15 protein-coding genes, 2 pseudogenes, 1 riboswitch and 1 other annotated feature are annotated in these 22,973 nt (G+C 33.8%); of the genes and pseudogenes, 2 read left to right on the top strand and 15 right to left on the bottom strand.

What is annotated here, in order from left to right:
* Positions 1-79 precede the first annotated feature (79 nt).
* The 7 genes and pseudogenes from dnaB to DYE57_RS00055 form a co-directional block, all read right to left on the bottom strand.
* Entirely contained in the window at positions 80-1,480 is a 1,401-nt protein-coding gene (gene dnaB, locus DYE57_RS00085) for a replicative DNA helicase (RefSeq protein ID WP_115312443.1), read from the bottom strand.
* 163 nt (positions 1,481-1,643) lie between these two features.
* Positions 1,644-2,090, bottom strand: a complete 447-nt coding sequence (gene rplI / locus DYE57_RS00080; protein WP_115312442.1) for a 50S ribosomal protein L9 — start codon at positions 2,088-2,090, stop codon at positions 1,644-1,646.
* On the bottom strand, positions 2,087-4,054 hold the full coding sequence (locus DYE57_RS00075) for a DHH family phosphoesterase (RefSeq protein ID WP_115312441.1): 1,968 nt from the start codon (positions 4,052-4,054) through the stop codon (positions 2,087-2,089). The genes rplI and DYE57_RS00075 overlap by 4 nt, the downstream gene beginning before the upstream one ends.
* Positions 4,055-4,082: 28 nt before the next feature.
* Positions 4,083-5,009 (bottom strand): YybS family protein, encoded by a 927-nt coding sequence (locus tag DYE57_RS00070; RefSeq protein WP_115312440.1) that lies wholly within the window; start codon positions 5,007-5,009, stop codon positions 4,083-4,085.
* Between the two features lie 117 nt (positions 5,010-5,126).
* Complete coding sequence (gene metX / locus DYE57_RS00065; RefSeq protein WP_115314096.1) at positions 5,127-6,095, bottom strand: homoserine O-acetyltransferase MetX; 969 nt, start codon at positions 6,093-6,095, stop codon at positions 5,127-5,129.
* 66 nt (positions 6,096-6,161) lie between these two features.
* A riboswitch (SAM riboswitch) is annotated at positions 6,162-6,265 on the bottom strand.
* 126 nt (positions 6,266-6,391) lie between these two features.
* Positions 6,392-6,725, bottom strand: a pseudogene (locus DYE57_RS00060) (AzlD domain-containing protein).
* On the bottom strand, positions 6,722-7,414 hold the full coding sequence (locus DYE57_RS00055) for an AzlC family ABC transporter permease (RefSeq protein WP_115312439.1): 693 nt from the start codon (positions 7,412-7,414) through the stop codon (positions 6,722-6,724). Before DYE57_RS00055 ends, DYE57_RS00060 begins: the two are co-directional and overlap by 4 nt.
* A gap of 418 nt (positions 7,415-7,832) precedes the next feature.
* Here DYE57_RS00055 and sph point away from each other — a divergent pair, with 418 nt between their 5' ends.
* Positions 7,833-8,813 carry a sphingomyelin phosphodiesterase gene (sph, locus tag DYE57_RS00050; protein ID WP_115312438.1) on the top strand — a complete coding sequence of 327 codons (981 nt, stop codon included), beginning with the start codon at positions 7,833-7,835 and terminating at the stop codon, positions 8,811-8,813.
* 564 nt (positions 8,814-9,377) lie between these two features.
* Here sph and serS read toward each other — a convergent pair.
* Both serS and hutH read right to left on the bottom strand, forming a co-directional pair.
* On the bottom strand, positions 9,378-10,664 hold the full coding sequence (gene serS, locus DYE57_RS00045) for a serine--tRNA ligase (protein ID WP_115312437.1): 1,287 nt from the start codon (positions 10,662-10,664) through the stop codon (positions 9,378-9,380).
* 84 nt (positions 10,665-10,748) lie between these two features.
* Positions 10,749-10,963 (bottom strand) — a binding site (T-box leader).
* A gap of 83 nt (positions 10,964-11,046) precedes the next feature.
* Positions 11,047-12,549, bottom strand: a pseudogene (gene hutH / locus DYE57_RS00040) (histidine ammonia-lyase).
* A gap of 348 nt (positions 12,550-12,897) precedes the next feature.
* Between hutH and DYE57_RS00035 the strand changes: the two are divergent.
* A complete protein-coding gene (locus DYE57_RS00035; protein WP_115312436.1) occupies positions 12,898-13,713 on the top strand; it encodes an NAD(P)H-hydrate dehydratase in 816 nt (271 codons plus the stop codon).
* Positions 13,714-13,871: 158 nt separating this feature from the next.
* On the opposite strand, the gene gyrA is transcribed toward DYE57_RS00035, so the two are convergent.
* The 6 genes from gyrA to dnaA all read right to left on the bottom strand — a co-directional run bounded on the left by gyrA (position 13,872) and on the right by dnaA (position 22,961).
* Complete coding sequence (gyrA, locus tag DYE57_RS00030) at positions 13,872-16,475, bottom strand: DNA gyrase subunit A (protein ID WP_115312435.1); 2,604 nt, start codon at positions 16,473-16,475, stop codon at positions 13,872-13,874.
* Positions 16,476-16,510: 35 nt separating this feature from the next.
* Positions 16,511-18,436 carry a DNA topoisomerase (ATP-hydrolyzing) subunit B gene (gene gyrB, locus DYE57_RS00025; protein ID WP_115312434.1) on the bottom strand — a complete coding sequence of 642 codons (1,926 nt, stop codon included), beginning with the start codon at positions 18,434-18,436 and terminating at the stop codon, positions 16,511-16,513.
* Between the two features lie 10 nt (positions 18,437-18,446).
* Positions 18,447-19,562: a DNA replication/repair protein RecF gene (recF, locus tag DYE57_RS00020; protein WP_115312433.1), complete on the bottom strand. Its 1,116-nt coding sequence runs from the start codon at positions 19,560-19,562 to the stop codon at positions 18,447-18,449.
* Entirely contained in the window at positions 19,559-19,804 is a 246-nt protein-coding gene (gene yaaA, locus DYE57_RS00015) for a S4 domain-containing protein YaaA (protein WP_115312432.1), read from the bottom strand. Before yaaA ends, recF begins: the two co-directional genes overlap by 4 nt.
* 357 nt (positions 19,805-20,161) lie before the next feature.
* A complete protein-coding gene (gene dnaN / locus DYE57_RS00010) occupies positions 20,162-21,295 on the bottom strand; it encodes a DNA polymerase III subunit beta (protein WP_115312431.1) in 1,134 nt (377 codons plus the stop codon).
* A 310-nt stretch (positions 21,296-21,605) separates the two neighbouring features.
* A complete protein-coding gene (dnaA, locus tag DYE57_RS00005; protein ID WP_115314095.1) occupies positions 21,606-22,961 on the bottom strand; it encodes a chromosomal replication initiator protein DnaA in 1,356 nt (451 codons plus the stop codon).
* Between the last annotated feature and the right edge of the window lie 12 nt (positions 22,962-22,973).

Below are 22,973 nucleotides of genomic sequence, written 5' to 3'. Positions count from 1 at the left end.
AAATATTTTCCAAAGATGAAATCAAAATAAAAACCGTACAATAAACAAAATTTACAGCTTATTGTACGTAAAATATTTTTTATGACATTTCTGCATGAGCATAATCAATGTCGGTAAATTTATTGTATTGTTTCATAAAGTGAAGCTTCACTGTACCAGTTGGACCATTACGTTGTTTAGCAATGATGATTTCAATTTCTCCATTATCATCATTCGTTTGTGGTTCAAAACCTGCATCATCGTCATCCTCATCACCTTCACCACGATTATAATAATCATCACGATATAAAAAGGCAACGATATCAGCATCTTGTTCAATTGACCCAGATTCACGAATATCACTCATCATCGGACGTTTGTCCTGACGTTGTTCCACACCACGTGATAACTGACTCAGTGCAATAACTGAACATTCTAACTCACGTGCAATTGCCTTTAAGGTACGTGAAATCTCAGAAACTTCTTGTTGACGATTATCAGAAAGACGTGAACCGCTTCCTTGTATCAATTGGAGGTAGTCAATCACTATCATGTCGAGACCATGTTCTTGTTTCAAACGTCGACATTTAGACCGTAAATCGGTAATACGAATCCCTGGTGTATCGTCTATGAATATTTTAGTTCGAGACAGTTTACCAACTGCAATTGTAAAGCGATTCCAGTCTTCTTCTGTCATTGTACCCGTTCTTAAGCGGTTAGAATCTACGTTACCTGAACTACAAATCATACGTGTAGCAAGTTGATCAGCACCCATCTCAAGTGAGAAGATGCCTATGGTAAACATATCTTCATGTGTGGCTACCTTTTGCGCAATATTAAGCGCGAAGGCAGTCTTACCTACTGATGGCCTTGCCGCTAAAATAATTAAATCATTGCGGTTGAAACCTGCAGTCATTTGGTCAAGATCTCGATAACCCGTTGGTATCCCAGGTGTTTGACCACTATTTTGATCGAGCTCTTCAGCAGTTTCATATACTTGTCCTAGAACATCTCTAATATCTTTAAAACCATCACTCTCGCGTGTAGAGGATAGTTCAAGAATACGTCGTTCGGCATCACTTAAAATTGTATCTAATTCTAATTCATCATTATAGCCATCATTCGCGATGCTATCGGCAGTTTGAATCAATTTACGTTTGAGCGCATGTTTAAATACGATATCCGTGTAATATTGAACATTACGCGTTGTTGGAACACTTGTCGATAGTTCTGCAAGATATTGAGGACCACCAGCTTCGCTTAAATTTCCTTCACTAGATAACTGATCCATCAATGTAACAACATCAATATCTTTGTTGTCTTCATTGAGATGCATCATTGCTCGGAAAATATGTTGGTGAGCACCTCTATAAAACGACTCAGGAAGCAGTACTTCCTGAGTTGTGTTAATGAGTTCTGGATCTATAATAATGGCACCTAAGACAGATTGTTCAGCTTCATTGCTATGTGGCATTCGATTTTGCTCATACATTCCATCCATGATTTACTTACACCTCTTATTTCAATCCATCTTTTTTAATCACTTTTACTGTATCACGTTACAAACACTTATGATATTCATATCATTATTTGTCAATCATTCTAATATTGAACAGATGTTGATGGATTCAGTCATCATCTGCTTGCATTCTATTTGTTACAAATTATTGTTCTACTGTATGAACTCTAATTGTACCTTCAACTTCTTTATCTAATTTAACAGGTACGTTTGTATAACCTAAAGCACGAATACCTTGTGGTAAATCCATTTTACGTTTGTCGATTTTAATATCATGTTGCTTTTTTAATGCTTCGGCAATTTGTTTCGTACTAACAGAACCAAATAATTTGCCACCTTCACCTGTTTTAGCTGATACTTCAACTTCAATGTTAGCTAATCGTTCTTTAAGTGCTTTAGCATCATCTATTTCTTGTTGTCTATCTGCTGCTGCACGTTTATTTTGTTGTTCTAATTGTTTTAAGTTACCAGGAGTTGCCTCTACAGCATAATTGTTTTTTAGTAAGAAGTTATTTGCATAACCTACTGGCACATCTTTAACTTCGCCTTTTTTACCTTTACCCTTAACGTCTTGTGTGAAAATTACTTTCATGCGTCTTCACTCCTACTCATTTGTTCTGTAATTGCTTGTTGTAATTGTTCAATAGCTTCATCTATTGTGACATCTTTAATTTGCGTCGCAGCATTTGTGAGGTGACCCCCACCACCTAAAGCTTCCATCGTTAATTGAACATTAATAGAACCTAATGAACGTGCAGAGATACCAATAAGGTTATCTTCACGTTTAGCTACGACATAAGATGCTTCGATACCTTCTAAACTTAACAACTCATCAGCAGCTTGTGCAACCGTAACTGGATGATAGATTTTGTCATCCGAACCATGTGCAATAGCTACGCCTTGATCTTGTATCTTAACTGTGCGCATCAATTCTGAACGATTGATATACGTATCAACATCATCTTTTAAGAAATGCTGAGTTAATATTGTGTCTGCACCATGCGCACGTAGATAGCTTGCTGCATCAAATGTTCTTGAACCTGTTCTTAATGTGAAGTTTCTAGTATCTACTATAATACCTGCATACATCACTGTAGATTCTAAACGCGTGAGTCTTTGTTCAGTTGGTTGATATTCTAATAATTCTGTTACGAGCTCAGCAGTTGAGCTTGCATATGGTTCCATATAAACCAATAATGGGTTGGAAATAAAGCTTTCACCACGTCTGTGATGATCGATAACCACTTTACGGTTTGCTTTATTTAAAACATTTTCATCTAAGACCATTTCAGGTTTATGTGTATCGACGACAACAACCGTTGTCTTAGATGTCATCATATCCCAAGCCTCATCAGATGTAACGAAACGTTCTTTTAATTCAGGTTTCTTATCAATTTCATCCATTACTCGACGTAATGTTGGATCGATATCAGAATCATTAAGAACGATAAAGGCTTCTAGGTTGTTCATTGATGCAAAGCGTGATACCCCAATTGCTGCACCAACAGCATCCAAATCAGGTCGTTGATGTCCCATAATAATGACTTTGTCGCCTTCAGTAAGAATATCTTTCAAAGCATGAGAAATAACACGGGCACGTACACGTGTACGCTTTTCCATAGGGTCCGTTTTACCACCATAGAATCTCACGTTACCATTCATATTCTTAATTGCGACTTGGTCACCACCACGACCTAACGCTAAGTCTAAACCAGATTGTGACAAATCACCGAGATCAATAAGGTTCTCAGTACCTTCACCCACACCAATACTTAGTGTTAATTGTGCACGATAACCCACACTTTTCTCTCTTAATTGACTTAAAATATCGAAGTTAGAGTCTTCAAGTTCCTCTAAAATCTTTTGATTGAGATATGCGACAAACTGATCAGAATTATAACGCTTGAAATAAATGTTATACTCTTGAGCCCAGCGACTGATGACACGTGTCACCATTGAATTAATTTCTGAACGTTGTGTATCGTTCATATTTTGCGTGATTTCATCGTAGTTATCTAAGAATAACGTTGCGATGATTGGTTTAGAATCTTCATACAACTCATAAGTATGTACAGTTTCAGTTATATCGAAGAAGTATAAACAATGTTCATGTTCTGAATAACGAACGTGATAATAATAGTTGTTATTTTCTATTTCTACTTCTTGAACTTTCTCTAATTGTTTTAATATGTTAGGGAAGACTTCATTAACATTTTCAGAAATCACATTTGTTTCAATATGTTCTGACACGAACTGGTTCATCCACTCAATATGATTATCTTCATCTAACACTATCATCCCGATTGGCAAGTGCTTGATTGCTTTATTACTACTTGTCGAGATATGACCACTTAAATCATCCACATAATTATCCATTTTGAGAAACGCTTGTCTCATTAACACGCCACTAACGATAATCATTACGAGGAGAATTGCCGATGCAATACCTGCGACGATTTGGTTAAAAATTAACCACACGATGACTAACGCAATGGCAGTGAGTACCAATAATATAAATGGTATGAGCAAAGCTTTTTTAGTGGATTGACGGTTCATTCTTCCACCTCTAATCACTATTTAATAATCATTTTTTTATCATTCGTTTTAAATTAATACATAAATCAATAACTCCAAGTAAACCAACGATATGAGTTGCTGGTGAAATGAGCGTTCCCACTACCATTAACATAATCGTTAAGAAGCTTGGCCATTTTTTGGCTTTCCCAAAGAAATGAATGACGCTTAAACCTTGGATGTACATCACTAATGATAACACAACTTCAAAGTTTAAAACGATGCTTTGAAATATACTTGGTTCATTTGCAAACATCACACATATAAGAACTATAAGATAAACCCATAATAAAGTACGGCTCATTTGCCATGCGAATAAAGGTTTAAATATAGGTGTTGCTACTTTAAATTTTCGTAAGATTGGAAATGTAATAATCAGATTAATTAAGATAAAAAGGAAAATGACTATAATTAGATAACTAGGGAGTTGGACCGTCATTTGTCGGAAACTTTCCTCAAGAATCTGTCTATAGTTTGAATCTAATCCACTAGATAAAATGACATCATGTATTTCATCTTTGAATGGCTTAATTAATACGGCTGCTTTCGGAATTTTTTCGAATGTTTGTAATAACATCCATCCAATAAGTGAAATTAAACTTAGTGATGTCGTTGAAACATATAAAATTCTTTCTTTTGATGCTTTTTCCTTAAGTAATTGTCCGGTGATTGCACTTAAAATTAATAGTAAAACCATCGTACTTAAGACAAATGTATTACCTAATAACGTTGTTAAAATAACTGTTACTAATGCACTAATTCCAAATGATTGTATAGAACAGTTCCAAATTACTACTCCTGGAATCGTTGCAATTAAACATAAAATTAAGCCGAGAACAGGTAATACATGTGTTACTAAAGCGACTATCACTAATGAAATAATTGCTAAAATAGTTGCTTTAGGTTGTATTTTTGAAAACACACACGCCACTCCCATACTTTTTGACTATGATTTCTATTTTAACCTCTTTAACAAAATTTAACAATAAAGTGCTACTTTTAATGCATAGCAATAAACTAGTAGCACTCGCTTTGCAACTGTGTTCCTCCTTAATTATTTTCGTCGGAATTGCTTCAAATTTAAGAAATGATACAAATTAGGTGCCCAATCATTAAAGTTAAGTAAAAAACCATCGTGTCCGACATTGTCAGGCACAAAGAAATGACGATGATATTTAAATCTTTCACCGACAGCTCTCACTTGATCATCTGGATAGAGTAAATCATCAATAAAGCACATTGTTAACACCTTGGTTTCTAAAAATTGAAAGACTTTATCTACATCATCTCTTCCTCGATCAATATTGTGACTATCTAAGACGTCTAGTAGTGTTAAATAACAATTTAAATCGAAGTATTCTTTAAATTTATTACCTTGATGTTGCTGATAACTTACAACCTCATCAGGTGTAAAACTTTGATCATAGCTTTTAGAGGAGCGATACGTTAAGAAGCCAAGTTGACGAGCGATACTCAAACCTTCTTTCCCACCAAGGTGAATAGCTTGGCGTGCTATTTCATTAAAAGCTCGACTATAAGATGACATTTTATCTGTGGCAGCAAGGATAATAGCTTTATCGACTTGAAATTTATTATTATATAGCATTTCCATGACTTGCATACCTCCAAGACTTCCTCCTATAAGAATATTAATCTTTCTATAGCCAAGTGCTTGAATGCCTTTCTTTATTGCTTTAACGTTATCGCGTAAAGTTAGTTGCTCTGGAAATTTAGGATCAATCTTTTTGGAACTCGATCCAAATGGACTTCCTATGACATTAAAAGTCAGAAATTGATAGTCATGACATGGAATGTAGCCACCATCAATAATTTCACACCACCAACCATGATGATTATCTGTTCCATATGTTAAATGATTGCCGGTTAACGCATGACAAACAACTACTAGAGGTTGACCTGTGTATCCTACATGCACATAACGTAGTTTTAAATTGTTGATGATTTCACCTGATTCAGTTGTAAATGCACCTAATTCTAACGTATGTACTTTATAATTGGTCATCATTATCACTACCCCCTCTTACTAATAAAGCTTCCTACTCAGATGAATAAGTAAGAAGCAATCTAGTAATTATCATTCGAGTTACTCGTTGGTTGTAGCACCGTGCTATCATCATTAGTCAGTTGCTGAACCATCCCTGGGCCAGTTCCCTCAGCTTCTCAAAATAAGATTTCATCAATTTAGTTTTATAGTGATGTAGATATTAGTTTCTGGCTTGAATAGTCTAAATTTTCTAATTATTTTAATATTAACTAACTTTTTCTACAACTTCAATGATTTGCTGTTATTTTCAAAGGTTAAAAGACTAAACGTAAACAAGCGATTATAGTGATACCTCTGATTATTGTCACAGTGAGACTGCGTGTAAAAATGGCGAGAATTACAGTTGGTATGTATGATTGCAATAACATATGACAAATTAAGCGTGTATCCAAATGTATGATTATATTGTTGAATTACCCCATCAATGATAAGCGCGGTAAATAGCGTGATAGGAATATAAGAAAGCCACTTAATTACGGTTGCTGGCAAGTTTACTTTAGATATCATGACAAATGGAATAATTTGAACGAGTAACGTCACAATTCCACATAAAATGATGAGTATCAATGTATGTAAATCAGTCATCATCTTTCCATCACCACCCCTAATGTTGCAGCTACTGTTGCGGCTATTAATATTGCGACATATGAGTGCATGACTAAACTTAAAAGAAGCATCATTACAATAACGCATACAATTAATACAGTGTATATTCGAAACCTAGATTTTTTAATTGTTTCAAATTGAGATATACCTAAGAAAATAAACATTGCAGTGATGGCAAAGTCGAGACCAAGGGCATCTGGATTTGTAATATATTTGCCGAAAAGTGCACCAGCCACACAAGAAACAGTCCAAAATAGGTAGGCAGTAATATTTAATCCATGAAGCCATCGATCATTAATCTTTTCGCCTTTAACGTATGGCATTATTGCTACTCCAAAAGTTTCATCTGTTAATAATGTCCCAAGCCCTACCCTATTCCAGAATCCATACTTTTTATAATTAGGCGCTAAGGTCATACTTAGTAGAAACATTCGAGAGTTAACGATAAGTGTCGTAAGCACGATTGCTGATGTAGGTGTACCTGCCATCATTAACGTACAAACGATAAATTGAGCTGCACCTGCGTAAATAATGAGACATAGTAACATAATTTCTAGAAGGCTGAACTTTTGTGAGGCTGCAACAATTCCAAAGGATAATCCTACGCCTGCATATCCAAATAATGTAGGAATACACTCCCTCACACCTTGTTTAAAAGTAAGGTGAGTCATTTCATCAGCCCCATTCTCCCTTGTAAAATAATAAAGTTAGTCTAATATATTTCATAATGACATTCAATATTATTATAAATCGGTATGTGTGAGGTCAGACAAGCAGATGTATAAAAAGCCATTATAATGATCATTTTAAGATTTCAGAATTTTGTTTCTTTTTTTAGACTTCCTTCTGAATATTTAAAGTCAATTTCGTTTTTCATATCCCCTATCCTGTTAAACTAAAAAATTTTTAAATATAAAATTTTGAATCAATATAAAAATGACACTTTCTATTGAATACATTCAATTTTAAAAAATCATCCTTAAATTTTTAATTTATTATTAAAATTTTATTTAGATATAGTAATTTTCAAAAACAACTTAATTTTGTTTGATATAATCACACCATCAAATGAAATGAGGTGTAATAAAATTGAATTGGCAACGTAAATGTATCTTAACTACTTTATGCATATTAAGTAGTTTATTCTTAGTATTTTTGACAGTTACATATGCAAGTGAACGCAGTCCTGAAAACAGCCTTAAAATTACTACACATAACGTTTATTTCTTACCTACAGCAATATATCCCAATTGGGGACAATCTCAGCGCGCTGATTTAATTTCAAAAGCTGATTATATACAAGGTCAAGATGTCGTAATTTTTAATGAATTATTTGATAAAAAAGCATCAAATCGACTTTTAACAAACTTACAATCACAATATCCTTATCAAACACCTATTGTTGGTAAAGGCACAGAAGGTTGGCAAAAAACATCTGGTTCTTATAGAAAAATTAAAAAAGTAAGCGGTGGTGTTGGTATTGTAAGTAAATGGCCAATTGTTGAACAAGAACAACATATTTACAAAAATGGTTGTGGCGCTGACAAGCTAAGTAATAAAGGCTTTGCGTACATTAAAATTAATAAAAATGGTAAATATCAACATATTATCGGTACTCACCTTCAAGCTGAAGATCCAACATGTCTTAAAGGAAAAGATCAAACTATTAGACAGAGTCAAATGAATGAAATTAAACAATTTATTAAAGATAAAAATATTCCTAAAAATGAACCTGTATATATCGGCGGTGATTTAAATGTTATTAAAGGGTCAGATGAGTTCAAGCAAATGCCTGATAACTTGAATATTTCATTACCTACACAATTTGAAGGTAACGAATATAGTTGGGATACACGAAGCAACAGTATTGCAAAATATAATTATCCTAAATTAGATCCTCAACATTTAGATTATATTTTATTAGATCGAGACCATGCGCAACCAAGCTCATGGCATAATTATACACACAAAGTGAAGTCACCAGAATGGTCAGTAAAATCTTGGGGTAAAACTTACAAATATAACGACTATTCAGATCATTATCCACTTTCTGCATATGCATCAAATTAACATTAGTATATGTAAAATAGATTTTTAAATATCATTGCTTAAAAAGGGAGCTATAATGAAATCAAACATTGATTTCTTAATATATCTCCTTTTTTACTTTCAATATACTTAAACATGCATTTATCATTGTAAATATTATAATGCTACATTATGAAGGCAGTACTATTCTAAAAAGTAGCATCATAGCAATCACGCTTATAATTAAAAAAAGTATTTCCAACACCTAGACATTTTAATAGACTCAAATTGTCACATGGCTAAAAAATAAATACTGTCGTGTTGTAACTATTAAGATTATACATTTGTTTTAGACTACCGTTTGTATTCGGTTAGACAAACATCTCAATTATATTTCTTTCCTAACAACGTTTTAAAACATACAGAATTTCAAGAATTACTCTAGACTTTCTTTTACAAAAACTAACATGTCTCAAATTCTAATAACTTTTCTAAACTTAAATAGGTGGTATAACTTATTGTTTGATAAGATCTATTCCTCTAAATAAAAAGAGTAGACAAGAATCTTAAAGATTCCAATCTACTCACTTGTGTATTTAAATCACATTATTTAATTGGTTTTTCAATTTTAGTTTTACCACCCATGAATGGTACTAATGCTTCAGGAATTGTGATTGTGCCATCCTCGTTTTGATAGTTTTCAACGATAGCTGCGAATGTACGACCAACAGCTAAACCACTACCATTTAATGTATGTACTAATTCCAGTTTAGAAGAAGTATCACGTTTGAAGCGAATATTTGCACGACGTGCTTGGAAATCAGTACAGTTTGAACAAGAACTAATTTCTTTATAATCATTGTAACTTGGTAACCAAACTTCTAAGTCATATGTTTTACTAGCACTGAAACCAATGTCACGAGTACATAAGATTACACGACGATAAGGTAAGCCTAACTCTTCTAAGATAGCTTCAGCATTTTGTGTCATTTCTTCTAAAGCATTCCAAGAATCTTCAGGCTCTACAATACGAACCATTTCAACTTTATCAAATTGGTGTAAACGAATTAATCCTCTTGTATCTCTACCAGCTGATCCTGCTTCACTACGGAAACATGCAGTTTGAGCTGTAAATAATTCTGGAAGTACACCTGGTTGAATAATTTCATCTCTGTAGAAGTTTGTTAAAGGTACTTCAGCAGTTGGAATCGTGTATAGACCTTCTTTTTCAACTTTAAATAAATCTTCTTCGAATTTAGGTAATTGGCCTGTACCAAACATTGTATCAGCATTAACTAATTGAGGTGTCATCATTTCAGTGTAACCATGTTGCGTTGTATGTTTAGTTAACATGTAGTTCATTAAGGCACGTTCTAATAATGCACCATCTTTAGTAAGGTATACGAAACGAGCACCTGATATTTTCGCAGCACGTTCAAAGTCTGCCATTTTTAATTCTTCAACTAAATTCCAGTGTGCTTTTGGTTCGAAGTCAAATTCACGAGGGGTGCCCCATTTTTTTAATTCAACATTTTCTTCATCAGAAGCACCTTGAGGTACGTCATCATTAATTAAGTTAGGGATACGAATTAAAATGTCTCTTATTTTATTATCAACGTCATTAAGTTGAGTATCGATGTCTTTAATTTCGTCACCTAAGTTACGCATTTCTGCAATAACATCATCAGCATTTTCTTTGTTACGTTTTTTTTGAGCGATTTCTTCACTCACTTTATTTCTTTTCGCCTTCCTTTCTTCAGTTTTACTGATCAATTCACGGCGTTGTTCATCTAATTCTAAAACTTGGTCAACAACTTTAGGATCGTCGCCTCTTAATTCAATTTTGCTCTTAACTTTCTCAGGTTCATTTCTAAATAAACGAATGTCTAACATGTAACCTTCATCCTTTCCCAAATGAAATATATATAATATGGGTAACTCACGTGAAAAAAATAATAAAAAAAGACCACATCCCCGACAAGGGACGTGGTCTACGCGTTGCCACCCTATTTAACAATTTAAAATAAATAATTAGAATATTTACTCTAAATTGCACTTAACTAAAATAACGGTTATTGCCGATTGTTCTTATATAGTAGGTAGATTCGCATTAATGTCGATTACTTGTTCTCACTCACCACAAGCTCTCTGAAACCGTGTCATCCATGTTACTTAGCCTACGAACAATGTTTTATTAAGTTAATTTTAATATAGCAAAGTCATTATAACATTTCAAGTTATTTTAAAATTGCAACCATTCTTTCATATTTAAATTTCATTCATAATATGCATGGGCTTTTAAATATTGAGAGACCACTTCAATATCTTTATGGAATTGTCGATCTTTTGTGATTGAAGGTACAATTTTACGGTATTCAATATATTTTTCATAGGTTTTTGGTGAAAGTTGATTGATACCTTTTTCTTCAACAGCTTGTAATACGACAATATACTCCATGGCAATCATACGTCTTGTATTCTCAATCATTTGATACCCGTGTCTTGAAGCGATAGTTCCCATTGACACATGGTCTTCTTGATTTGCTGAAGACGGAATGGAGTCCACACTTGCGGGATGTATAAGGGTTTTATTTTCCGAAACAAGACTAGCTGCTGCATACTGCATAATCATTGCACCACTCTGTAATACAGGCTCTGGATTTAAAAATGCAGGTAAATCACCATTTAACTGTGGATTAACTAAACGTTCTAGACACCGTTTAGACACATTTGCTAATTCACTTACACCGAGTTTTAGATGATCTAATGTAAATGCTATTGATCGACAATGGAAGTTCCCACCAGAAATAACGAATGTTTTATCTCCCTCATCAAAGATAAGCGGATTATCATTGGCAGCGTTCATTTCAAATTCTAACTTCTCTTTAACATCATTAAAAACTTGAAAGCTTGCGCCATGAATTTGCGGTATACAACGTAAGGTATATGCATCCTGAACACGTAACTCAGCTTGATGTGTCGTTAATTGAGAATCTTTAAGTCATTGTCGCATACGTTGTGCTACTTCAATTTGTTCTTGAAAGTTTCTTATCTTTATGCACGCATTCATCATACGCATCAATTATGCCGTTAAGTGATTGATGCGTTAGCGAGGCAATCATTCTGCCTGATACGCCAGGTCTTCTGCTTCAATACAATTAATCACTCCTTGCGCTGTCATCGCTTGGGTACCATCGATAAGCGCTAACCCTTCTTTAGCTTGTAATTTTAGTGGCTTACGTCCTAATTTATCTAAGACATCAAAGCTTGTTAGTTGTTGACTGTCATAATAAACATCACCTTCTCCTATAAGTCCGAGTGCCAGATGAGATAAGGATGCAAGATCTCCGTATGCCCCTAAAGAACCTTGTTGAGGAATGACTGGGATGATGCGTTCATTAATAAAGTATTTCAATTGTTCTACTAATTCTAGTGTTACCCCAGAGTGACCCTTCAACAATGTGTTTAGGCGTAATATCATCATGACTAATGCAACTTCTTCTGAAAATGGCTCCCCTATACTACATGCATGCGAACGTATTAGGTTGACTTGTAATTCATTATATTGTCCTGAATCAATGCGAACATCACTAAATAAACCGAAGCCTGTAGTGATACCATACATCGTTTCCTTTTTTTCAATAATACGTTCAACAACTTGACAACTATTCCTTACGCACTCAAGTGCTTCTTCTCTAATATCAATATGTAAATCTTGATTTAAAAGTTTCTTAATCTCTTTAATCGTTAATGACTCCCTATCTAAAAATAATATCATTGAAACAATCCCTTTATATGAAATTTTAATAATAATATATTTTTAAAATTTAATAATATATTATTAATGTGCTATTTTAATGAATTAAAGTATATATAATATAGGATTTGACGGATAAAATAAGTAACTTAGTCATCTCAATATAAAGAGTTTGAATAAACTATTGACGAAAGTCATTTACAGGTATAGTATTTTCTATTGTATTTATATAAGAGAAGACTCAAAGTAAGTAAAATGACTGTTTATTTAAATATAGTTAAAACAAAAACTCCTCATGCGAGTTTTAGCTTTTAATCTAATAACTTTTACAACTATTTAAAACATTACTTTTTAGGGAGGTTAAGTATTATGGAAACGTTAAACTCAGTTAACATTCCTATAAGAAAAGATGAAACGCATAAAGGTGATTATGGCAAAATCTTATTAATTGGTGGTTCTGCTAATATGGGTGGCGCGATTATGCTTGCTGCACGTGCTTGCGTTTATAGTGGCAGTGGTTTAATTACTGTAGCAACTCATCCTAATAATCATGCTGCGTTACACTCTCGTTGTCCTGAAGCAATGGTTATTGATATTAATGATACGAAAATGCTAACAAAAATGATTGAAGCGACTGATAGTATTCTAATTGGACCAGGTCTAGGTATCGATTTTAAAGGTAATAATGCCATTACATTTTTACTTCAAAATATACAGCCACATCAAAACTTAATTGTTGATGGGGATGCCATCACTATATTTAGTAAGTTGAAACCTCAAATTCCAACGTGTCGTGTTGTTTTCACACCACATCAGAAAGAATGGGAACGTTTAAGTAGCATTTCAATTGAAGAACAAACTTATGAGCACAATCTTGAAGCGGTTGAGCGTTTAGGTGCTACCGTTGTACTAAAAAAGCATGGTACAGAAATCTACTTTAATAATGATGAAGTCTACAAACTACCTATTGGTACACCTGCGATGGCTACTGGTGGTATGGGGGATACACTTGCTGGTATGATTACAAGTTTCGTTGGACAATTTGATAATTTTAAAGATGCAGTGACAAGTGCTACATACATGCATAGCTACATTGGTGAAAAACTTTCTGATAAAATGTATGTAGTACCACCTTCTCGATTAATCAGTGAGATTCCATATGTAATGAAAGAATTAGAAGGTTAATAGTTATTAAAAAACATGCCTAGCATAGCTTTTTTCATTTTAAAGCATGTTAAGCGTGTGTTTCTTTAAATAATTTAGACATCCTTAGAAAATAGGTAAGTCTAAAAAAACAAGTTCTCACACCTTATGATGTCAGAACTTGCTTTTTATATTATATGTTATTCATCACTATTTTCATTATCAGATGCACTTTCGATATCTTCATTCACACGATCCATGAAGTCTTGTCTTAAATCAATGTGACCATCATTATCACTTGTTTCTACATTTACCGTTGTTTCTTCATTAGAAGATTGTTCATCACTATCTTCATCTTGTAGCTCTTCTTCTTTAACCTTAGCAACTGTTGAAACAAATTGACCATCGCCTAGTTTCATTAGACGGACACCTTGAGCAGCACGTCCATTTTGAGAAATGTCATGAACATCAATTCGAATAATGACACCCGAGTTAGTTACAACCATTAAGTCTTCTTCGCCAGTAACGGTTGTAATACAAACGATATTTCCATTACGTTCTGTGATTGTAGCTGTCTTAATACCTTTACCACCACGATTAGATAATCGATACTCACTTACTGGTGTACGTTTACCATAACCATTTTCAGTAACAACTAAGACTTCATCTTCACTTTCTGCAAGTGCAACATCAAGACCTACTACGATATCACCTTCGCGTAGTGTGATACCCTTAACACCTGCTGCAGTTCGACCTAAAGGACGCAATGTAGATTCTGGGAATCTAATAAGTGATGCATGCGCTGTACCAATTAAAATATCTTCATTACCATTAGTTAAACGTACCGCAATTAATTCGTCATCTTCTTTGAAATTAATCGCTATTTTACCATTTCTATTGATACGAGAAAAGTTACTTAATGATGAACGTTTTACGATACCTCGTTTTGTCGCAAATACAAGGTAATCATCTTCACTTTCAAGATCTTTAACGGCAATCATCGTACTAATATTCTCATCGTTCTCAAGTTCTATCGCATTAACAACGGGAATACCTTTAGATTGTCGTGAAAGTTCAGGTACTTCGTAACCTTTGAGTTTGTAGACACGACCTTTATTGGTAAAGAAGAGAACATGATCATGTGTACTTAGCGTTACTAATTGACTTACAAAGTCTTCTTCCAATGTATTCATACCTTGTACGCCACGACCACCACGGTTTTGAGAACGATATGTAGATACTGGTAAGCGTTTAATATAATTATTATGACTTAATGTTATGACAATTTGTTCTTCAGGAATTAAATCTTCATCTTCAAGATCATCTAAGCCACCTAATTGAATTTCAGTACGACGTTCATCTCCAAAACGTTCTTTAATTTCAGAGAGTTCATCTCGAACTAATTGAAGTAGAACTTCCTCATCAGCTAAAATTTCTTCCAACTCTTTAATATATTCAAGAAGCTCTTTATATTCAGATTCAATCTTATCTCGTTCTAAGCCTGTTAAACGTCTTAAACGCATATCTAAAATTGCTTGAGCTTGTCGTTCAGAAAGTTTAAATTTCTCTTGTAAGCTTTCCATCGCAATTTTATCTGTTTCTGATTCACGAATTGTAGTAATAATTTCATCGATATGATCAAGGGCAATACGTAGACCTTCTAATATATGCGCACGGTCTTTAGCTTTTCTTAAATTATATTCAGTACGACGTCTTACAACTGTTTTTTGATGCTCTAAATAGTGAATGAGTGCTTCTTTTAAGTTAATTAACTTAGGCCTACCATTCACCAATGCAATCATATTCACACCGAATGACGTTTGCAATGGTGTTTGTTTATATAAATTGTTTAATATAACACTCGCATTTGCATCTTTTCGTATATCAATAACTATTCTAACACCTGTACGTAAACTTGTTTCATCACGTAAATCTGTAATACCTTCAATTTTTTTATCTCTTACAAGTTCCGCAATCTTTTCTATCATTCGTGCTTTATTAACTTGGAAAGGTATTTCAGTAACTATAATACGTTGACGTCCACCACCACGTTCTTCTATTTCAGCACGTGAACGCATTTGAATTGAACCGCGACCTGTTTCATAAGCACGACGAATACCACTTTTCCCTAGAATTAAACCTGCCGTAGGAAAATCAGGACCTTGAATATCTTCCATCAATTCATTAATTTTAATATTAGGATTCTTACTTAAACTAAGTACTCCATCAATGACTTCAGTTAAATTGTGAGGAGGAATATTAGTAGCCATACCAACGGCAATTCCTGCGGCACCATTTACTAATAAGTTAGGGAAACGTGCAGGTAAAACTGACGGCTCTCTTTCATTACCATCATAGTTGTCAATAAAATCAATTGTATCTTTGTTAATATCACGTAAAAGTTCTAAAGTAATTTTAGTCATACGGGCTTCGGTATAACGCATAGCTGCGGCACCATCACCATCCATTGAACCAAAGTTACCTTGCCCATCAACAAGTGGATAACGATAACTAAAATCTTGAGCCATTCTTACCATTGCTTCATAGATTGAAGAGTCACCATGAGGGTGATATTTACCCATGACGTCCCCAACAATACGTGCCGATTTCTTATAAGGTTTGTCAGGCGTCATACCTTGTTCATTTAAACCATACAGGATACGACGATGTACTGGCTTTAATCCATCTCTAACATCAGGTAATGCACGAGAAACAATAACACTCATGGCATAGTCTAAGAATGATTCACGCATTTCACTGGTTATATTTCGTTCATTAATTCTTGATTGAGGTAATTCAGCCATCAAGAGTCCTCCTTCAAATGTTCAGTTCATAATGCTTAGAAATCTAGGTTAGCGTAAACTGCATTATCCTCGATAAATTGTCTACGATTTTCTACAACGTCACCCATTAACATTTCAAATGTTTGATCTGCATCAATCGCATCTTCAAGTCTTACTTGTAACATTGAACGGTATTCAGGATTCATTGTTGTCTCCCATAACTGATCCGCATTCATTTCTCCAAGACCTTTGTAACGAGAGATTGACCATTTAGGTGTCGGATTTAATTCTTGTTTAAGTTTGTCTAACTCTCTATCGTTAAAGACATAATATTTTTGTTTACCTTGAGTAAGTTTGTATAAAGGCGGTTGAGCAATGTATACATAACCCGCTTCAATCAATGGTCTCATAAAACGATAGAAGAATGTCAGTAACAACGTACGAATATGTGCGCCATCTACATCAGCATCTGTCATAATTACAATTTTATGATAACGTGCTTCAGTAATATCAAATTCGCCACCAATACCTGTACCAAACGCCGTAATCATTTGACGAATTTCATTGTTATTTAATATACGATCAAGACGTGCTTTTTCCACGTTTAAGATTTTCCCTCTTAAAGGTAATATTGCTTGCGTTCTTGAATCACGACCCGATTTTGTAGACCCCCCGGCAGAGTCACCCTCTACTAAGAAAATCTCACTTTCTTCAGGATTTTTACTAGAACAATCAGCTAATTTACCTGGTAAGCTTGAAACATCCAATGCTGATTTACGACGTGTTACTTCACGTGCCTTTTTAGCAGCCACACGTGCACGAGATGCCATAATCCCTTTTTCTACAATAATGCGACCAACGGGTGGATTCTCGTATAAGAAACGTTCAAAATGCTCAGAAAATAATCTATCTACAACTTGACGTACCTCAGAGTTACCTAATTTAGTCTTAGTTTGTCCTTCGAATTGTGGGTCGCCATGTTTGATAGATACAATTGCTGTTAATCCTTCACGTGTATCTTCACCAGATAATTTATCTTCTTTGATAATCTTACTTTGGATACCATAGCTATTAAGAACACGTGTTAAAGCACGTTTAAAGCCATCTTCATGTGTCCCGCCTTCGTAGGTATGAATATTGTTAGCATAAGTTAATAAGTTTGTTGCGTAGCCACTATTGTATTGAAGTGCAATTTCAACTTCGATATCATCTTTAGATTGATGTATGTAGATAGGCTCCTCATGTAGAGGTTCTTTATTCTCATTTAATAAATCTACATAAGATTTAATACCGCCCTCATAATGATAAGAGTCTTCACGTACTTCTTCATCACGTTCATCTTTTAAAGTAATTTGAATGCCTTTATTCAAGAAAGCAAGTTCACGTATACGTTTTTGTAAGGTTTCATAATTATAGACAATTGTTTCTGTAAAGATTTCTGAGTCAGCTTTAAAACGTATCGCTGTGCCTGTTTTATCTGTATCTCCGATTACTTTAAGATCAAATTGCGGTACACCTTGTTTGTAAGCTTGATGGTGAATCTTACCATTTCGGTGTACATAAACCTCAAGATCTTGTGAAAGTGCGTTAACTACCGAAGAACCAACACCATGAAGACCCCCAGATACTTTGTATCCGCCACCTCCGAATTTACCTCCGGCATGGAGTATAGTTAAGATAACCTCGACAGCAGGACGTCCCATCTTTTCTTGAATATCAACAGGAATTCCACGGCCATTGTCAGTAACTTTTATCCAATTGTCTTTCTCAATTACGACCTCTATATGATTAGCATAACCGGCTAATGCCTCGTCAATACTATTATCAACAATTTCCCATACTAAGTGGTGCAAACCTCTTTCGGAAGTTGAACCAATATACATACCTGGTCTTTTACGTACTGCTTCAAGACCCTCTAAAACTTGTATCTGTCCAGCACCATAATTTTCTGTGTTGTTTACATCTGACAATGTATTCACCATCACTTTCTCGTTACTTTAGTATTTCACCTTGACTAATGCGGTATACCCTTGCATTAGTCATAATTTCATGATCTATACCTTCAACAGATGTCGTTGTTACAAATGTTTGTACCTTACGTTGAATCGTACTCAATAAATGTGTTTGACGTGAATCATCTAGTTCACTTAGCACATCATCTAAAAGCAAGATTGGATATTCTCCAACTTCAATATTCATCAATTCAATTTCTGCTAGCTTAATAGATAAAGCAGTCGTACGTTGTTGACCTTGAGATCCATATATTTGTACATCCATGCCATCAACGTTAAATCCTAAATCGTCACGATGCGGACCATAAAGACACACGCCTCTCTCTTTTTCTCTTTGTAGATTTTCATTTAACAACGTTAAGACTTCTTCGAGTAAAGAATTTTCATCCTTCTCATCACTATTCAACTTTAAACTTGCTAAATATTTTAATGCTAATGTCTCGCGTTCATTAGTTATACCTGAATGAATCGGTTGAGCGAGTTCTTCTAATTTTTTGATAAAATGCTCTCGACGTAACGTTACCTTTAAAGCATATTCAGCAAATTGTTGATTCAAAACTTCTAACATTGTTGTATCGCTCTTTTGTCCAATTTGTAATTGCTTTAAATAATTATTCTTTTGTTTAAGAATACGCTGGTATTGAGCTAAATCATTTAAGTAAACGGCTGAGATTTGTCCTAACTCCATATCTATGAAACGACGTCGTATCTGCGGAGAACCTTTAACAATATTTAAATCCTCCGGTGCAAAAAGCACTACATTTAAATGTCCTATATATTGAGTTAGTCTACTCTGCTCAAGATGATTCACTTTAACTTGTTTACCTTTTTTAGTTACAAACACTGTAAGTGGCATCGTACCATGTCTATAACTTAGCTCACCTTCTATTTTAGCATAATCAGAGTTAAAACGTATGAGTTCCTTATCATTGGAGGTACGATGACTTTTAGCGAGTGCTAATGTATAAATTGATTCAAGTAAATTTGTCTTTCCTTGCGCATTCTCACCAATAAGAATATTCACTTCAGGATGACAATCTAGTGTAACTTGTTCATAGTTACGATAGTTCTCTAATTGGAGTGTATTGAGTTTCATTGTTCACCTTGATGGATGATTAAAAAAGAACCCGTATCTTCAGGTATATCTGTAATATCAATTCGGTCATTATGTTCTAATTTTTTGCCACGACGTGTTTCTCGTTCTCCATTAATTAAAACTTCGAAATCTTGTAGAAACCATTTTGCTTGTCCCCCAGATTCTATAATGCTCTCAGTTTTAAGAAATTGATCTAAAGTTATGTTTCCTTCAACAACAACTTCTTGAACCAAAATTATCACTCCGTTTCTTTATGTGTCATTAGTATATTATACCGTTTTTTACTTTGAATTTCATTTAAAATAAAGAATGAAATCGTTTACTTTGATATATATTTTATTTTATCAAAAACTGCTCTAAATTTTATAAATATTATTGGCTCATTCTTCATGATATCAATGATATTTAAATTTAGAGGGGCATTTTGCTCAATTTTCCTAGTTAGGATAAATTCCTACCAAAATTTTATTTTTGTTTCTAAAACAAGTGCTTACTGACTTTAAAATGAAATTTAAAATAACAAAAAGAGATTGCCATTTAGACAGTCTCTTTTTTATTAGAATATTTAACTAAAATTTATTAAAAATATTAACTATCAACTAGTAAGTTCTGATTGGCAAAATCAATTGCGTTACTGAATCATCGTCTTTAGGTTTTAAAATAAATGGTTTCATTGTGCCAAAGAATTCCACTTCAACATCATCATTATCAATAGCTTTTAGTGCATCCATCATGTATTTTGAGTTGAATGATATTTTTAGATTTCCACCTTCAACATCATTTACAGTTACTTCTTCTTTCACCGTACCAATCTCAGGTGATGTTGAAGATAATTCTACTAGCTCATTACCTGTACTTAATTTAATAACATTATTACCACCTTCGCGTGCTAATAAAGATGCACGATCAATGGCATGATAGAAATCATCATTACTAATTCCTAATTTAATTTCATAATTTTCTGGGAATAAGCGTGTTGTATCAGGATAATGACCTTCAAGTAAACGTGAAATAAAGTTAACGTTTCCTATTTTAAATAGCACTTGGTTAGATGCGAAGAAAATATCAATTTCTTCATCATTGTCACTCATAATTTTATTTAATTCAGATAGAGCTTTACCAGGAATGATGACATTTTTATTTTCAGATTCATCTTCTAGTTGTAACTTTCTTAAAGCCAAGCGGTGTGAATCGGTAGCTGTGCATATTAATTTATTATCTTGTATAAACCAGTTTACACCCGTAAGTACTGGGCGTGTTTCTGAGGTGGACACTGCGAAATTTGTTTGCGCAATGATATTCTTAAGAACTTTCACTGATAATTGAATTGCATCATCCCTTGAAACTTCTGGTAATAATGGATATTGATCTGGATCTAAACCACTTAAATTAAATTCTGAATGACCTGATGTAATAAGCGTTTGGAATTGTTCATTTGTAGATAATTTAACATCTTTACCAGGTAATTTTTTAATTATATCTACAAAGAAACGACCAGAAAGTACAACTGATCCTATTTCTTCGATTTCAACGATATCTTCTCCATCAACTTGTTTAGGAATTGTGATTTCTATTGAGATTTCAGAATCTGATCCAGTTAAAATCACTTCATTCTCTTTAGCATCAATTTTGATACCCGTTAAAATTGGTAATGTTGTTCTTGGGGAAATTGCTTTTAATGTGTTGTTAAGTTGATTGATAAAATAATCTCGTTTAATTGTGAATTCCATCATTAAATTTAAACTCCTTCCAGTCGTTTATATATAATTATATAGGTTTTAAATTCATAGTAATAGTAGTAAGCGTTGTGGATTGGTGGATAAGTCTTAAAAAGCTTGTAAAAATAAAGTTATACACATGTGGATAAAATGTGTATGTTGTGTATTACTTTTAAACATTATCCACAATTACTCGGTTTATAAGTTAAGTCGTCTTTTACATTTTAAGAAAATAACTAATACAATTTCCATTGTAATTATTCCCATTAATACGCTTTTTAAATCTGCTAATTAACTGTGTTTATTTAGATATAATTATTTCCCACTATTGATTTCTAATTTCTTTTTCTAAATCTTCAACTTCTTGCTTAAATGTTGGATCAGCTTTAATATCATTAACAATTTTTTCATGTGCATGGATAACAGTTGTATGATCACGCCCTCCGAATTCTTCACCGATTTTTGGTAGTGAAAAATCAGTAAGCTCTCTTGATAAATACATTGCTATTTGGCGTGGATAAGCAATGGATTTAGTACGCTTTTTCGCGCTAAAATCTTCAATTCTTACACTGTAGTATTGTCCAACAACCTTTTGAATATCTTGAATTGTAATCTTTTTAGATTTAGGTGCTTGAATGATATCTTTCAATGCTTCAGCTGCTAATTCCGTAGTAATAGGTTTACCTTGAAGTTTGGAATAAGCTAAAAGTCTTGTTAATGCTCCTTCTAGCTCTCGAATGTTTGATTGAATTTGGTTAGCAATATAATTCAAAGCTTCAGGTGGAATATCAAGATTTTCTTCTTCAATTTTCTTTTGTAGAATAGCCATTCTGGTTTCATAGTCTGGTGGTGTAATATCAACGATTAATCCCCATTCAAAACGAGAACGTAAACGATCTTCTAGTTTAGCAATTTCTTTAGGAGGTCGATCACTAGAGATAACAATTTGTTTATTATTTTGATGCAATTCATTAAAAGTATGGAAGAATTCTTCTTGTGTTTGTTCTTTATTTTGGATGAACTGAATATCATCAATAAGTAAAACATCAATATTACGATACTTCTCACGAAAAGCTTCGGTTTCATTATTACGAATTGATTTAATGAATTCATTTGTAAACTTTTCACTTGAAGTGTATATCACTTTAGCATTTGGTTTATTACTAAGCACATGATGACCTATCGCATGCATAAGATGAGTTTTTCCTAAACCTACGCCTCCATAAATAAATAATGGATTGTATGCTTCAGCTGGTGCTTCAGCTACTGCTAAACTAGCAGCATGTGGGAAGCGGTTGCCTGGACCAATTACAAATGTATCAAATGTATTGTGGATATTAAATTGTTCTTTACCCCAATCATTATCTTCAATGGAGGAAGTATGTGTTTGAGGTTCTAGAGTTTCTTTAGTTGTATCATTGTTATATCTTGCAAGTTCATCTTCCGAAATAAAATGTGGTTTCACTTCGTAACCGATGACGTCATATATAATAGCCTGCATAATTTCTGAGTATCTCTGATTGAGCCAACTCGCATTAAAAGGCAGACTTACTAATATAATGGCTTCGTCATTTTTAAGTGAATAGAGTTGCGTATCTTTTATAAATGTATGATAGCTGGTATGTGAAATTCTTTCTTGGGCGATTTCTAAAACGTTATCCCAAATTTCCTTCTCTGTCATAAATAACTCCAT

Source organism: Staphylococcus saccharolyticus (assembly GCF_900458815.1).
GTDB lineage: Bacteria > Bacillota > Bacilli > Staphylococcales > Staphylococcaceae > Staphylococcus > Staphylococcus saccharolyticus.
Note: the sequence above shows the minus strand (reverse complement) of the source record. Positions and strands in the feature narration are given on the sequence as shown.